At 66.0% G+C, this 13,821-nt stretch carries 16 protein-coding genes; 12 read left to right on the forward strand and 4 right to left on the reverse strand.

The genetic code is table 11. From position 1 onward, the window contains the following. The first annotated feature begins 148 nt into the window (after window positions 1-148). The 6 genes from truA (at window position 149) to AC1DYM_RS17325 (ending at window position 4,983) form a co-directional block, all read left to right on the forward strand. Window positions 149-916 (forward strand): tRNA pseudouridine(38-40) synthase TruA, encoded by a 768-nt coding sequence (truA, locus tag AC1DYM_RS17300; RefSeq protein ID WP_477340421.1) that lies wholly within the window; start codon window positions 149-151, stop codon window positions 914-916. Next, the gene (locus AC1DYM_RS17305; protein ID WP_477340423.1) at window positions 913-1,524 is read left to right on the forward strand and encodes a phosphoribosylanthranilate isomerase; all 612 of its coding nucleotides are present in this window, start codon (window positions 913-915) and stop codon (window positions 1,522-1,524) included. Before truA ends, AC1DYM_RS17305 begins: the two co-directional genes overlap by 4 nt. Before the next feature lie 10 nt (window positions 1,525-1,534). After that, a complete protein-coding gene (gene trpB, locus AC1DYM_RS17310) occupies window positions 1,535-2,746 on the forward strand; it encodes a tryptophan synthase subunit beta (protein ID WP_046981935.1) in 1,212 nt (403 codons plus the stop codon). Next, window positions 2,746-3,546 (forward strand): tryptophan synthase subunit alpha, encoded by an 801-nt coding sequence (gene trpA, locus AC1DYM_RS17315; protein ID WP_477340425.1) that lies wholly within the window; start codon window positions 2,746-2,748, stop codon window positions 3,544-3,546. The genes trpB and trpA overlap by 1 nt, the downstream gene beginning before the upstream one ends. A gap of 37 nt (window positions 3,547-3,583) precedes the next feature. Next, entirely contained in the window at window positions 3,584-4,462 is an 879-nt protein-coding gene (gene accD, locus AC1DYM_RS17320; protein ID WP_071924995.1) for an acetyl-CoA carboxylase, carboxyltransferase subunit beta, read from the forward strand. Between the two features lie 182 nt (window positions 4,463-4,644). Then, window positions 4,645-4,983 (forward strand): helix-turn-helix domain-containing protein, encoded by a 339-nt coding sequence (locus AC1DYM_RS17325; RefSeq protein WP_477340427.1) that lies wholly within the window; start codon window positions 4,645-4,647, stop codon window positions 4,981-4,983. 269 nt (window positions 4,984-5,252) lie between these two features. Here AC1DYM_RS17325 and AC1DYM_RS17330 read toward each other — a convergent pair whose 3' ends face one another. Continuing rightward, complete coding sequence (locus AC1DYM_RS17330) at window positions 5,253-5,795, reverse strand: phosphatase PAP2 family protein (protein WP_477340429.1); 543 nt, start codon at window positions 5,793-5,795, stop codon at window positions 5,253-5,255. Continuing rightward, on the reverse strand, window positions 5,767-6,927 hold the full coding sequence (locus AC1DYM_RS17335) for a glycosyltransferase family 4 protein (protein WP_477340431.1): 1,161 nt from the start codon (window positions 6,925-6,927) through the stop codon (window positions 5,767-5,769). The genes AC1DYM_RS17330 and AC1DYM_RS17335 overlap by 29 nt, the downstream gene beginning before the upstream one ends. A gap of 133 nt (window positions 6,928-7,060) precedes the next feature. Here AC1DYM_RS17335 and gltX point away from each other — a divergent pair, with 133 nt between their 5' ends. From gltX to AC1DYM_RS17365, 6 genes are all read left to right on the forward strand, one after another. Then, complete coding sequence (gltX, locus tag AC1DYM_RS17340; protein ID WP_477340433.1) at window positions 7,061-8,464, forward strand: glutamate--tRNA ligase; 1,404 nt, start codon at window positions 7,061-7,063, stop codon at window positions 8,462-8,464. Then, window positions 8,457-8,774 (forward strand): hypothetical protein, encoded by a 318-nt coding sequence (locus AC1DYM_RS17345; protein WP_477340435.1) that lies wholly within the window; start codon window positions 8,457-8,459, stop codon window positions 8,772-8,774. The genes gltX and AC1DYM_RS17345 overlap by 8 nt, the downstream gene beginning before the upstream one ends. A gap of 39 nt (window positions 8,775-8,813) precedes the next feature. After that, a complete protein-coding gene (locus AC1DYM_RS17350; RefSeq protein WP_046977562.1) occupies window positions 8,814-9,287 on the forward strand; it encodes a transcriptional repressor in 474 nt (157 codons plus the stop codon). Window positions 9,288-9,456: 169 nt separating this feature from the next. After that, complete coding sequence (locus AC1DYM_RS17355; RefSeq protein WP_477340438.1) at window positions 9,457-9,924, forward strand: MerC domain-containing protein; 468 nt, start codon at window positions 9,457-9,459, stop codon at window positions 9,922-9,924. 36 nt (window positions 9,925-9,960) lie between these two features. Then, window positions 9,961-10,926: a cation diffusion facilitator family transporter gene (locus tag AC1DYM_RS17360; RefSeq protein ID WP_477340440.1), complete on the forward strand. Its 966-nt coding sequence runs from the start codon at window positions 9,961-9,963 to the stop codon at window positions 10,924-10,926. An 84-nt stretch (window positions 10,927-11,010) separates the two neighbouring features. Then, complete coding sequence (locus tag AC1DYM_RS17365; RefSeq protein ID WP_071924997.1) at window positions 11,011-11,175, forward strand: 30S ribosomal protein THX; 165 nt, start codon at window positions 11,011-11,013, stop codon at window positions 11,173-11,175. A gap of 63 nt (window positions 11,176-11,238) precedes the next feature. Here the strand turns inward: AC1DYM_RS17365 and AC1DYM_RS17370 are convergent, their stop codons facing one another. Together AC1DYM_RS17370 and AC1DYM_RS17375 are read right to left on the reverse strand one after the other, a co-directional pair. Beyond that, window positions 11,239-11,967 (reverse strand): class I SAM-dependent methyltransferase, encoded by a 729-nt coding sequence (locus tag AC1DYM_RS17370; protein ID WP_477340442.1) that lies wholly within the window; start codon window positions 11,965-11,967, stop codon window positions 11,239-11,241. A gap of 20 nt (window positions 11,968-11,987) precedes the next feature. After that, the gene (locus AC1DYM_RS17375) at window positions 11,988-13,769 is read right to left on the reverse strand and encodes a hypothetical protein (protein WP_477340444.1); all 1,782 of its coding nucleotides are present in this window, start codon (window positions 13,767-13,769) and stop codon (window positions 11,988-11,990) included. Between the last annotated feature and the right edge of the window lie 52 nt (window positions 13,770-13,821).

The raw sequence follows: 13,821 nt of genomic DNA on the forward strand, positions 1-13,821 counted from the left end.
CTTCCCAGAAGCCCCGGTCGCCACCGGGGCTTTTTTTGTCTCCGCAGCCTGGCTATCGCCGCTGAAGCGGCTCCCACATGGGGTGCCGTTGGGTGCCGCTGGGGGCAGGGTGCTACCCTTCACGGTTTCCACCGCACCGAACCGCCCCATGCGTATTGCCCTTGGCGTCGAATACGACGGCACCGACTTCCTCGGCTGGCAGCGGCTGAGCCATGCGAAGACCGTGCAGGGTTCGCTGGAGCAGGCGCTCAGCTTTGTGGCCCACACGCCGATCGAGGTGACTGCCGCCGGCCGTACCGACGCCGGTGTGCATGGTCGTTGCCAGGTCGTGCACTTCGATACGGAGGTGGTGCGCGACCTGCGTGGCTGGATCCTCGGTGCCTGTTCCAACCTTCCACACGCGGTGGCGGTGACCTGGGCGCAGCCGGTCCCGGATGACTTCCACGCACGATTCTCCGCGCGGGCCCGCCGGTACCGCTACCGTATCCTGCCGCGTTTCGTTCGTCCCGCCCTCGATGCGCGCTTCGTCGCCTGGGAGCGGCGCCAGATCGATGCCGAGGCCATGAACGAGGCGGCCCAGGCCATCGTCGGCGAACACGATTTCACCGCGTTCCGGGCCATTTCCTGCCAGGCCGCGCATGCGCGCCGCAACGTGCGCTCGATCCGGGTTTTTCGCGAAGACATCCACGTCGTGGTGGAGATCGAGGCTAACGCCTTTCTTCACCACATGGTGCGCAACATCGTCGGCTCGCTGCTGCGGATCGGGCGCGGCGAGGAGGGCGTCGGCTGGATGGCCGAACTGCTCGCCGGCCGCGATCGCGAGGTCGCTGGCGCCACCGCACCCGCGGAAGGTCTGACCTTTCTCGGCCCGCTCTACGAAGCCCATTGGGGTCTGCCGCCGGAAGTGACGCTATGACGCGGATCAAGTTTTGCGGACTTACTCGCCTGGACGACGTGCAGCTGGCCGCGAGCCTGGGCGTCGACGCCATCGGTTTCGTGATGACGCGGCGTAGCAAGCGCTGCGTCGAGCCAGCCGCCGCGGCGCGTCTGCGTGACGCCGTGCCTCCTTACATCACGACCGTGGCCCTGGTGATGGACGACGAGCCGGCGTTCATCGACGAAGTGCTGCGTGTGCTGCGCCCGGACATGCTGCAATTCCACGGCGATGAAACCGACGAGGCATGCGCTGCCTACGGTGTCCGCTATACGAAGGCCATCGCGATGGGCGAGGGCGCGGGTGCGCTCGAGCGGCTGCGTCGATTCCCTCGTGCGGCCGGTCTGCTGCTCGACGGCCATGGCCTGGGCGAGCAGGGTGGTAGTGGCCAGCGCTTCGACTGGTCGTTGATGCCGAAGGATCTTGCGCAGCCGCTGGTCCTTGCCGGCGGCCTCGATGCCGACAACGTGGCCGAAGCCATTCGCGTGGCGCGGCCCTGGGCCGTGGACGTCTCCAGCGGGATCGAGTCGTCGCCCGGCATCAAGGATCGGGCTAAGATGGAACGCTTCATTTCTGCTGTACGACGATAACGAGAAGGCAATGACCGAGATCGCGGATTTCCACGCCTATCCGGATGCGCATGGGCGCTTCGGGGCTTACGGCGGCATCTACGTGGCTGAGACGCTCATGGAGCCGCTCGCCGAACTGACCGCCGCGTACGAAAAGCTGCGGACGGATCCCGCTTTCATCGCCGAACTCGATCGCGACCTCAAGTACTACGTCGGTCGCCCCAGTCCGGTCTATCACGCCGAGCGCCTGTCCGCGCATGTCGGCGGCGCGCGCATCCTGCTCAAGCGGGAAGACCTCAATCACACGGGCGCGCACAAGATCAACAACACCGTGGGCCAGGCGCTGGTTGCCCGGCACATGGGCAAGACGCGGATCATCGCCGAGACCGGTGCCGGCCAGCATGGCGTGGCGAGCGCGACCGTCGCCGCGCGCATGGGCCTGAAATGTGTGGTCTACATGGGCGCGGTGGATATCGAGCGCCAGAAGATCAACGTCTACCGCATGCGCCTGCTCGGCGCCGACGTGGTGCCGGTCACCTCGGGCTCGAAGACACTCAAGGATGCGCTCAACGAAGCGATGCGCGACTGGGTGACCAACGTCGCCGACACCTTCTACATCATCGGTACGGTCGCCGGGCCGCACCCGTATCCGCAGATGGTGCGTGACTTCAACGCCATCGTCGGCCGCGAAGCGCGCGAGCAGGTGCTCGAGCAGTTCGGCCGTCTGCCCGATGTCGTCACCGCCTGCGTCGGTGGTGGGTCAAATGCGATCGGCATCTTCCACGCGTTCCTCAACGACCGCGACGTGCGCATCGTCGGCGCCGAGGCGGCCGGTGACGGTATCGAAACCGGTCGGCACGCCGCCTCGCTCGCCGCCGGCAAGCCGGGCGTGCTGCACGGCAACCGTACGTATGTGTTGTCGGATGCGAACGGACAGATCGTCGAAACCCATTCGGTCTCGGCGGGCCTGGATTATCCCGGCGTCGGCCCCGAGCATGCCTTCCTGAAGGATGCCGGCCGTGCCGAGTACGTCGGCATCACCGACGACGAAGCGCTGGAAGCCTTTCATCTGCTGGCGCGTACCGAAGGCATCCTCGCCGCGCTGGAGTCGAGCCACGCCATCGCCCAGGCGATCAAGCTCGCGCGCGAGTTGCCGAAGGACGGCCTCGTGCTCGCCAATCTTTCCGGTCGTGGCGACAAGGACGTGCACACGATTGCCGAGCGTGAAGGGATCGAACTCTGATGGGCCGCATCGAACGTCGTTTTGCGGCGCTGAAGGCCGCCGGCCGCACCGGTCTGATTCCTTTCGTCACCGCGGGCGATCCGTCGCCCGATGACATGGTGCCGATGCTGCACGCCCTGGTCGCCGCCGGCGCCGACGTGATCGAGCTGGGTGTACCGTTTTCCGACCCGATGGCGGACGGTCCGGTCATCCAGCACGCCAGCGAACGCGCCATCGCCAAGGGCGTCGGCCTGCACAATGTGCTGGCCTGGGTCGCGGCATTTCGTGAGACGGACGACGAAACGCCGATCGTCTTGATGGGTTATCTGAATCCCATCGAGATGTACGGTTACGAGGAGTTCGCCGAAGATGCCGTCGAGAAGGGCGTCGATGGCATCCTGATGGTGGATTGTCCGCTGGAGGAGTCGCACGTGCTCGCACCGCTCCGGGCAGCGGGCCTCGACCAGATCCTCCTGGCGTCGCCGACGACGACGGCGGCGCGGCTGACCGCCCTCAGCGAGGCTGCTGCGGGCTTCCTGTATTATGTGTCGTTTGCTGGCATTACCGGGGCGGCCCAGCTGAGCACCGGCGACATCGCCGAGCGCGTGGCAGGCATCCGGGCCCGGTCGAAGGCGCCGGTAGCCGTCGGCTTCGGTGTTCGCGACGCGGCCAGTGCCGTGGCGATCGGCGCCTTTGCCGACGCCGTGGTCATTGGTAGTGCCCTGGTCGACCGCCTTTCCGGCGCGACGTCGGCAGACGATCTCGCGGGCAGGGCACACGAATTTCTCGCGCCGATCCGCGCTGCGCTCGACGCGCGCTGAACGGCCGTTGCGTTAGAACGGATCCACGGAGAGAACGATGAACTGGCTGCAGAAAATCATGACGCCGAAGACCCGCGCCCAGCAGCGCGCGGCCGGCGACAACAAGGGCAAGGTGCCCGAGGGCGTGTGGGAAAAGTGTGCCGGTTGCGGCACCGTCCTCTACAAGCCCGAGCTCGAGAAGTCCCTGATGGTCTGCCCGAAGTGCGGCCATCATCACGCGATCAGCGCGCGCGTGCGCCTGAACGCTTTCTTCGACGAGGGCAGCACCACCGAGCTCTGGGCGAAGATGGAAGCGGTCGACGCGCTGAAGTTCAAGGACCAGAAGAAGTACAAGGATCGCGTCACCGCGGCGCAGAAAGCCACGGGCGAGAAGGACGCGCTCATCGCGATGTCCGGCCGCCTGCTGGATCGCCCGGTGGTCTCGGTCGCCTTCGAGTTCGCCTTCATGGGCGGCTCGATGGGTTCGGTGGTCGGCGAGAAGTTCGCCCGCGCCGCCGAGCGCGCCCTGGCCGACAAAAGCGCCCTGGTGTGCTTTGCCGCCACGGGTGGCGCACGCATGCAGGAAGGCCTGTTCTCGCTGATGCAGATGGCGAAGACCTCGGCCGCGCTGGCACGCATGCGCGACGCCGGCGTGCCCTACATCTCGGTGCTCACCCATCCGACCACCGGTGGTGTCTCGGCGAGCCTGGGCATGCTGGGTGACATCAATGTCGCCGAGCCGAAGGCTCTGATCGGCTTCGCCGGCCCTCGCGTCATCGAGCAGACCGTGCGCGAGACCCTGCCGGAAGGTTTCCAGCGTCCCGACTTCCTCGTCGAGCACGGCGCCATCGACGTCATCGTCGATCGCCGCGAAATGCGCGACAAGCTCGGCGCGATGCTGGGCATCATGCAGAAGGCGCCCCGCGCCGCAGCGTGACGTGAATGTGTGGGAGCCGCTTCAGCGGCGATAGCAAAAAGCCCGACTCAGTCGGGCTTTTTGCGTTTTGGGCATCGCCCAGGGCGATCGCTGACACAAACTGTCGAAAAGCCTTCAGGGCGCGCACCTTGACGAGCAGCGCCTTGTCGTTAATATACAGAAAACCGTATATCGAGATTCTTATGTCGAATATCCCTAACGACCCGCATCGGCTTCGCTATGAGAATCCCTTCGATGCGATCACGGATGACCCGGCCGAGGCCGCTGACCTCCAGTACCGGTCCCGGGTCATGGCCACGCTCCGCGAATACTTCAAGGCAAAGGGCATGAGTCAGGCGGACATTGGCGAGGTGCTCGGCGTGCCGCAGCCAAGAGTGAGTGAGCTGATGACTGGCAAGATCACGGCGTTGTCCTCCGCAACCCTCAACGGTTACATGGGGCGAATCCGCGTAGGCGTCATGGTGTCGTTCGAGCCGGAGCCTGTCGGTCGGATCGAGGCTCGCGCTGTGGAGTACGTCTAGGCGCGTTAGCTTCTCGTACGTAAGCGTCCCATGAGTTCCTTATAGCGCGCGTTCGGACGAAGAGGGAGGAAGTCCTTGCTGAAGCGAGTCGAAGTCAGACAGGAAAGCCATCTGCTCATCCGTAGGCAATGAGCGAAAATCTCGCTTGGCTGCTGCGGAAACGAATTCGAATCCTTTCTTGACCACGATTTGCTCCGGTAAGTCCGGAGCAAAGCATCGTGATTCGCATCATCCTTGTATGTCGGCATAAACCGCTGGTTGGCCTGGCGTCAAACCAACACGCGCTCCGCCCACAACGACAGCGTACCAAGCCCCGCGCCGATCGCGGTCGCGGCCAGCACATCGCTCGGATAGTGCAGGCCAAGCACCACGCGAGACGCGCCGACCAGCGCCGCAAAGCCGATCAGGAAAGGCGCGAGGATCGGGTAGTGCGCCACCGCGACAACAGTGAAAGCCACGGCCTGCAACGTATGCCCGGACGGGAAGCTGAACTCGTCGAGCGGCGGCACGTGGGCGATGACGCCGGGGCAGGTGCGGAACGGTCGCGKACGACGCGTCCAGCGCTTGAGTACGCGATAAAGCATCAGCGCGGTCAGGCCGGTGACGGCCATCTGCACGGCGACAGCGACGCCACGCCAGCCGCCGACGAGCGCGATGACCGTCATCAGCGAATACCAAAAGACGCCATCGCCGAGCCGGCTGATGGCGCCGAAGAAGATCCCGATCGCCCGACGTGCGCCCCAGCGATTGGCGGCGACGCACATGCGGCGATCGAGGCTCGCCCTACGCGGCGACGGCGGTGCTCCGTTCATGGACATTCTCCTCGGACAGGGATCGCATGATGGCTTCGAAGTCGTTGACGACCGACTCGGGCGAGAGGCTGGCGACAGAAGCGCGTGCGGCGTGCCCCATGGCCGTACGCACGGTGGCATCGGCACCCAGGGTGGCCGCGCGCTCGATCAGGCCGCCTTCGTTACCAGGCGCGACGCGAATGCCGTTCTGGCCGTTGCGGATGAACTCGCGTGCGGCAGCTTCGGCGTAAGCGACGACCGGAATGCCGGAGGCCATGGCCTCGAGCACGACATTGCCGAAGGTTTCGGTGAGGCTGGGAAAGACGAAGAGATCGGCGCTGGCGTAGAACGCGGCCAGTTCATCGCCACGGCGCGTGCCGGCGAAGATCACATCCGGGTTGGCCGCTTCGAGTGCCGCCCGGCCCGGGCCGTCGCCGACGATGACACAGCGCGCGTGGGGCACACGACGGGCCAGTGCGCGGTAAGCCTCGATCACCACATGCAGGTTTTTCTCCGACGCCACGCGCCCGACGCTCAGCACCACCGGCGTGTCGGGACTGGCACCCCAGCTATCGCGCAGGGCCTCGTCGCGATGCTCCGGATGAAAGCGCGCGGTATCGACGCCACGTCGCAGGACGCGCACGTCGTGGACACCGAGATCGTTGAGCTCGCTGGCGAGCTGGCCCGTCGGTACGAGGGTCGTCTGCGCCCGGCGATGGAAGCGGGCCAGGTAGCGGCGGACGATGGGGGTCAGGGCACCGAAGCCGTAGTGGCCGACGTAGAAATCGAAGCGTGTGTGGAAACCCGTGGCGACAGGGATGCCGAGCCGACGAGCGGCGCTGACAGCGGTCCAGCCCAGCGGGCCTTCCGTCGCCACGTAGATCGCATCGGGGCGGTCGGCGCGCCAGCGGCGTTCGATGCGGAAGCGGGCGGGCAGGCCGAAGCGGAGGCCAGCGTAGCGGGGCAGGGCGGCGCCTTCGACGGCGAGGACGTCCATGCCGGCGTCGCTCAGTGGGGGCGTATCCGGATGGATCGGCCGGATGAGATCGACGGAGTGGCCCCGCCGGACGAGCCCGCGGGCGAGCGCCTGGACGGTAAGGGCTACGCCGTTGACCTCCGGTGCGTAGGTCTCGGTGACGATGCCGACTCGCATGGCGGTGCCCCTTCTGGCCTGGCTTGACGCATGCTCGCGCAATGGCGTGTCCGGGCGGTTATCGGGGCATGACCGGCATATGACAGCATGGCTGGGTTAAAATCGCGGTCTTGCCTGCCGAACGACCCTCACGATGACCGTACGTACCCGCTTCGCTCCCAGTCCCACTGGCTACCTGCATATCGGCGGTGCCCGCACCGCGCTGTACTGCTGGCTGGAATCCCGTCGCCGTGGCGGCGAGTTTGTGCTGCGCATCGAGGACACCGACCGTGAGCGGTCCACGCAGGAGGCCGTGCAGGCCATCCTCGACGGCATGTCCTGGCTTGGCCTCGTGCACGACGAAGGCCCGTACTACCAGACCCTGCGCATGGATCGTTACCGCGAGGTCGCCGAGCAGCTGCTGCGTGAGGGGAAGGCCTACTACGCTTACGAGACCAAGGAAGAGATCGAGGCGATGCGCAACGCGGCGATGGCTGCTGGCGTGAAGCCGCGTTACAACGGCTATTACCGCGATCGCAACGAGCCGATGCGTGACGATCCGAACCGGGTCATTCGTTTCAAGAACCCGGCCACCGGTAGCGTCGTTTTCGACGACAAGGTGAAGGGCCGTATCGAGTGGTCCAATGAAGAGCTCGACGATCTCGTCATCTTCCGCTCGGATGGCTTCCCGACCTACAACTTCGCCGTCGTCGTGGACGACATCGACATGGGCATCACCGAAGTGATCCGTGGCGACGACCACGTCAACAACACGCCGCGCCAGATCAACATCTACAAGGCGCTGGGTGCACCCGTGCCCGAGTTCGCCCATCTGCCGATGATCCTGGGCCCGGATGGCCAGAAGCTTTCCAAGCGCCACGGCGCGGTGAGTGTCATGCAGTATCGCGACGATGGCTTCCTGCCGCACGCGCTGCTCAATTACCTGGTTCGACTCGGCTGGTCGCATGGCGACCAGGAGATCTTTTCGGTCGACGACATGAAGACCTTGTTCGACGTTTCCGATGTCAACAAGGCCGCATCGCGTTTCGACGTCAACAAGCTGTCCTGGCTCAACCAGCACTATCTGAAGACGGACGATCCGGCCACGCTCGGTCTCGAGCTGGCCTGGCATCTGGAGAAGATCGGCATCGACCCGGCGAAGGGCCCGAATCCGGCCGATGTCGTTGTCGCCTTGCGTGACCGCGTGCAGACCTTCAAGGAAATGGGCGAGCGCGCGATGATCTGGTACGGCCCGATCGTGACGTGGGACGACAAGGCCATCGAGAAGCACCTGCGCACCGAGACGGCGCCGGCCGCGCTCGAGGCGGCGAAGACCGAGATGGCTGCGCTCCCTGAGTGGACGCCCGAGGCCATTCACGGCGCGGTCGAGCGCGTGGCGGCGTCGCTGGAGCTCGGTATGGGCAAGGTCGCCGCGCCGCTGCGCGTGGCGATGACGGGCACCCAGGTGTCACCGTCCATCGAGCACACCATTTACCTCGCCGGTCGCGAGGGTGCCATCTCGCGCATCGACGAGGCGCTCGCCCGCTCGCGTGGATGAGCTTCTCGCGCGAGCGATGCAAGGGGTCGATCCTGACGACCCCGGTGCGTCGCTGCGCATCTTCAGTAACCTGATGGGCCTGGTGCCCTGGTGGAACCTGATTGCCTGGCAGGTCTTCTTTATCGCCGTCGGCGCCTTACTGGGCTGGTGGCGGGGGAGGACCATGGCGGGCATCATCGGGGCGCTGGTCCTGGGTCCCTTTGGATGGGTCATTCCCTTCATGCCGAAGCGGGGCCCGCCACCGCTGCCGCCGTCATCGCCGGTCGGCGGCCCGCAGCCCCCACCGCTACCGGGCTCGAAAAATCGTTGACGTGGCCTCATGTTAGACTGAAGCACACGAGGACTCGATGTGACCACGCAAGCCGCCCACCGACACGATCATGAGCACCACGACGACGCACGCAGCTTCGTCGCGGCGGTCGAGCACGCCTCGAACGAGCGTGGCCTGCGGTTGACGCCGCTGCGTCGCGAAGTCCTCGAGCTGGTCGCGAGCGCGGGCAAACCCGTCAAGGCCTATGACTTGCTGGATCGTCTTCGCGAGAAGCACGGTAATGCGGCGCCGCCGACGGTCTATCGGGCACTCGATTTCCTGCTCGAGAACAGCTTCATTCACAAGCTGGAGTCGATCAACGCCTACGTGTCCTGCCACCATCCGGCCGAGTCGCATCAGGTGCCCTTCCTGATCTGCGACAAGTGTCAGTGCGCTCAGGAAGTGTGTGACGAGCGCGTGGCCGACCTGATCGAGGCACAGGCCAAGGCGTTCGGATTCCGTCCGCAGGCGCAGACCCTCGAAGTGCACGGCATCTGCAAGAACTGCCGTTAAGACATGTCGCCTGGCCCGTGAAGGGGCTCGGCAACTGGGTTATCGCCGATGAATCGGCTCCTACGGAAAAAGAGCGCTTGTCGGGCCGGACGGAAAGGATTGATTTTCTTGGCTTCTGCAATGTTATAAAGTATCATCGCTTGCCTGTGTCTGTGCAAGAAGTCACGCTATGCATCTCATGACCGATTTCCCTGTCGAATCCCCCGTCGATTCCGAAACGCCACGGCGCTGGTGGCATGCTGCCGATCGCGTCGGCGCCCTGGCCTCGTTCCTGTGCGCCATCCACTGTGCCGCGCTGCCTTTCGTCCTGGCCCTGCTGCCGGTACTGGGTCTGTCCTTTCTCGCCGATCACCGTTTCGAAGCCGGTTTCGTCGCATTCGCCTGCGTCCTGGCCAGTGCTGCGCTCATCTCGGGCTTTCGCCGGCATCGCCGCCGCCTGCCGTTGATCCTGGCAACGCCCGGCCTGATGCTGCTGATCCTGGGCGTGACCTTCCTGCACAGCGACTCGTTGATCGTTCATAGCGTGCTCGTCACCTGTGGTGGTTTCCTCTTGGCTTCGGCGCATTTCGTCAATTTGCGTGTGGACCGCAGCGAGCACGCCGGCCACATCCACGGTCCGTCCTGCGCCCACCCGTGATTGTGTAACCGCGGCACGATTCCCTAGCCTTCGCGCATGGCACACGACCACTCCCACGACCACGCCGGCCACTCGCACGGTGAGGCTCACGCGCACGACCACAGCCACTTCGAAGGGAGCAGCGAGAAGAAGCTGCTGTTCGCGTTCGTCCTGACCCTGATCATGTTGATGGTCGAGGCGGCTGGCGGCCTGGTCTCCGGATCGCTGGCCCTGCTGGCGGATGCCGGCCATATGCTGGTGGATGCGCTGGCCCTGCTGTTGGCCTTCCTGGGTGCGCGATTCGCTGCCCGTCCCGCCGACGCACGGCGAAGCTTCGGATACGGCCGCATCGAGGTGCTGGCCGGCTTCGTCAACGCGCTGACCCAGTTCGCCCTCGTCGCCTTCATCATCGTCGAAGCCGTGCAGCGGCTGTTCGATCCCCAGCCGATCCTCTCCGGCGTGATGCTGGTGGTGGCGGTGATCGGCCTGGTCGCCAACGTCGTGGTACTTCGCACCCTGCACGGGCACGACCCTGACGACGTCAACATCGCCGGCGCCAGCCTGCATGTCCTGGGCGATCTGCTCGGCTCGGTCGCCGCGGTGCTCGCTGCGCTGGCCGTGCGTTGGGCCGGCTGGCTCTGGGCGGATCCGGTCCTGTCGATCCTGGTGTCGCTGCTGATCCTGCGTAGTGCGTGGTCGCTGCTGCGCCGCTCGGGGCACATCCTGCTCGAGGGCACGCCGGAGGGTATCCATCTGGCCGACATCGAGAAAGGCCTGCGTGAGGCCGACGAGAACATCCTGGATATCCACCACGTGCACGTATGGCAGGTCACCGCCGGTGCACGAATGGCCACCTTGCACGCCGAATTGCGGCCTGGCGCCGATCCGGCGCGCTGTCTCACGGCTATCAAGACCATGCTCGTCGAGCGTTGGCAGGTGGGTCATGCCACCGTCCAATTCGACCCGGGCCGCTGTCCGGATGAGCTCGAAGGCTGCGGAAAGGGCAGCCAGCACGTTCACTGAACGGCCGTCAGGCTTGCCATTTACGCCGCCGCTGATACGATGGCCGGCCGTTCCTCTTCATCATTCCGAATCAAGGAGTTTCCCATGGGCAAGGGCGATCGCCGCACCCGTCGCGGCAAGATCAACCGTTCCAGCTATGGCAATGCTCGTCCGCACGTTGACGTCGTCAGCGGTGCAGCCGTGGCAAAGCCGGCCGCTGCAAAGCCGGCTGCCGCCGCCAAGAAGGCGGCCCCGCGCAAGAAGGCGTAAGCCTTCACTGCGTGAGATGAGAAGCCCCGCGTATGCGGGGCTTTTTGTTTCCAGCGGCGCGGTTCACAGCTCCAGCCGGTCACCAAACTCGAAATGGCTATCCGCTGGCGCGGCGATGGCGTTCTGTTGGACGATGCCCGGGAAGATGTTGTTCTCGACGCCGGCATGGTTGTCGCTGTTGTACAGGTAAGGCACGTGTGACCACACGCGGTAGCCGAGCGCCTTGATCGATGCGACTTCCTGGCCCGCCTGTTCCATGCCCGACAGGCGCACGTAGAGCAGGGGCCGGTGCTCGCGCAGGGTCTCCCTGGCGCCGGCGAGTGCGTCGACCAGGGTGTCGGCAAGATTGAACTTCATCAGGTGGATGGCGTCGAGCTGGAGGCTGTCGATGGTCACCGCGCGCACCGATTCCCTGGCGTCCAGCGGGCGCTGCCCGGGACTGCGGTCCAGCCAGACCGGATGAGTGAAGACGTTGTCGAGCTGGTTGAGAGCGACGTTGGCGCAGAGTTGCTGAAAGCGCAGGCGGCGAGGCTCCACGACATGCACCTGTCCGAGCGGGCCGACCGCGTGCGCCATCCACAAGGTGTGCGCTGCGAAATCGCCCCCGAACTCGAGGAGGGTCTGGCCTTCTTCGACGAGTCCGCTGAGCAGGTTGGTCTCGTGCTCGGCCCATTCGCCATAGAGCTGGAGAGAGCGGGCGACGACATTGTCGGTGGCGACCGCGGCGGTGATGCCGTATCGCGTATGCCAGAGCGGAGCTGGCGTGCCTAGGGGAGAGGGGTGAGAACTCATGGGTCTGCAGCGTTCCTGGTCTAGAGAGTGGCGCGCGCGATGGCCAACTGGCGCACCGCCTGGGCGAGTGCATGGCGATCGTGGCCGGTGGTGTCGGCGGTTTGCGTCCAGCCGCGACAGGCGTCGCGCCAGAGATTGAGCAGATGGGTGTCGCCGCCACCGCTGCGCCACGCGGCCTCGCACAACGCACTGGCGCCGGCGAAATCGCCCTCGCGCAGGCGTGTCGCCGCCATGGCCGTGCGCGCGCCGACGGAATCGGCGGCCATCGAGGCGAGTTCGCGTCCCAGTGATGCCGCCACTTCGCCCTGGATGGCCCGGCCGGGCAACGATTCGTAGGTCAGCTGGATCGCCAGGCGGCATTCGAGAGCGTCCATGCGCCAGGCCGGATCCTGTTCGGCGAGAAAGGCATGGGTGAGTGCCACGGCGCAGGCATCGACGGCGTCGGATGGCGGAAGCGTCATGGCGCGTAGTCGGGCGCAGCGTGCGAGCAGCAAGGCGTTACCGGCATCGTGGTCGCGCGTATAGGCGTCTTCGAGCAGCGCCTGCGCGTATCCCAGGTTGGCAAGGCGCGCCGCGGCTTTTTCGTTCTCCGCGCGTTGGAGGAAGATGTCGGCGCGCCGACGCAGGGCGCGGGTCGTCGCTTCGGGCCCGATGGCCGCAAGGCGATCGCACAGGGCCTCGGCTTCGGCCTGGCGTGCGGTCGCAMCGCCGCCGAGCAACCATCCGGCCCAGGCCAGTTGCACGTCGATCCAGGCATCGAGCACCGGCGTTTCCTCTGCGCCGAGGTCGATGAGCTGGCGTGACTGGAGGGCGCGTAGGGCGAACAGTCGCGTGGCGCCGGAGAGGCGTTCGATGCGAGCCAGCTCGACGCGGATGGCACGGCCTATCCAGTGTGGACGCTCATCCTCAGTGGCTCGATTCATGCCATCGCGTGTGCGTTGCGCGGCATCCTCGAGCAAGGCCTCGGCACCTCGCCGACGATGATCGCGCGAGCGAAGCACGAGGATGGCCGGTGAAAGCCAGCGCGCCAGCCGGGCGTCATCGTCGTCGCCCTTGCTGGTGTCTTCAAGGATGGCTTGCCATGCGTCGACGCTGGCGCCGCCTTCGCCGACGCGACGGATCTCCGGAAATCGCTCGTCACCGATCAGGTGCAGGGCCGGGCTGGCGTCGATGGCCTCGAGTTCCATCAGCAGCGCCTGGCGCCGCCGCGGCGAGGTGGGTCTCGCGGTCGACGGCTCGGACAGCGGGAGCGCGGGCAGCAGCAGGTCGACCGGCTCGGGGACCATGTAGAGCAAGGGTGTCGCATACGTCGAGTCGACATAGACCCATTCAGGTGATTTCAGTGCGGGGGCCCTGGCAGGCTGCGCAGGCGTATCGTCGGCAAAGGCGTGGGCGATCGATAGCCGTGGAGCGTTCGGCGAGCGTACCCGCCGTCGGCGTCGCCACCGAAAACCGGCGACGACGCTGCCGGCAGTGGCGATCGCGCCGAAGGCCAGCGCCCAGCCAGAGCCGTCGCGGAGTGGCGTCGACACAGGCGGGGTGCGGCGTGCCGCGTCGGAGGGCGATGGAGCCGCACCGGGAACGCCGGTGAATCTGGTATCCCCGCTACCGGGCAAGGGTGGCGTCTCCATAGCGTCGAGCATGCGCGAGACGTCTCGCATCTGCCGGGCGCGCGTGGCGCGCTCGGCGGCGGTCTCCCGTGGATCGGCGCACGCGACGAGCAGCGCCAGGGTCACTATCAGGCTTGCGACGTGGCGGGACGTGGCGCGTGCCCCGCGGCGCGCTGGCGGTGGTGCAATCAACGATGTTCCTTACAACGCGCAGCGTGTGCCGTGCGAGATCGACATCCCCGAT

Source organism: Luteibacter sp. P1_D3, assembly GCF_056406135.1.

Excerpts from the sequence above, each read along its gene's own strand:
- truA (WP_477340421.1), top strand. The coding sequence starts at position 149 with ATGCGTATTGCCCTTGGCGTCGAATACGACGGCACCGACTTCCTCGGC.
- AC1DYM_RS17305 (WP_477340423.1), top strand. The coding sequence starts at position 913 with ATGACGCGGATCAAGTTTTGCGGACTTACTCGCCTGGACGACGTGCAG.
- trpB (WP_046981935.1), top strand. The coding sequence starts at position 1,535 with ATGACCGAGATCGCGGATTTCCACGCCTATCCGGATGCGCATGGGCGC.
- trpA (WP_477340425.1), top strand. The coding sequence starts at position 2,746 with ATGGGCCGCATCGAACGTCGTTTTGCGGCGCTGAAGGCCGCCGGCCGC.
- accD (WP_071924995.1), top strand. The coding sequence starts at position 3,584 with ATGAACTGGCTGCAGAAAATCATGACGCCGAAGACCCGCGCCCAGCAG.
- AC1DYM_RS17325 (WP_477340427.1), top strand. The coding sequence starts at position 4,645 with ATGTCGAATATCCCTAACGACCCGCATCGGCTTCGCTATGAGAATCCC.
- AC1DYM_RS17335 (WP_477340431.1), bottom strand. The coding sequence starts at position 6,927 with ATGCGAGTCGGCATCGTCACCGAGACCTACGCACCGGAGGTCAACGGC.
- gltX (WP_477340433.1), top strand. The coding sequence starts at position 7,061 with ATGACCGTACGTACCCGCTTCGCTCCCAGTCCCACTGGCTACCTGCAT.
- AC1DYM_RS17355 (WP_477340438.1), top strand. The coding sequence starts at position 9,457 with ATGCATCTCATGACCGATTTCCCTGTCGAATCCCCCGTCGATTCCGAA.
- AC1DYM_RS17360 (WP_477340440.1), top strand. The coding sequence starts at position 9,961 with ATGGCACACGACCACTCCCACGACCACGCCGGCCACTCGCACGGTGAG.
- AC1DYM_RS17365 (WP_071924997.1), top strand. The coding sequence starts at position 11,011 with ATGGGCAAGGGCGATCGCCGCACCCGTCGCGGCAAGATCAACCGTTCC.
- AC1DYM_RS17370 (WP_477340442.1), bottom strand. The coding sequence starts at position 11,967 with ATGAGTTCTCACCCCTCTCCCCTAGGCACGCCAGCTCCGCTCTGGCAT.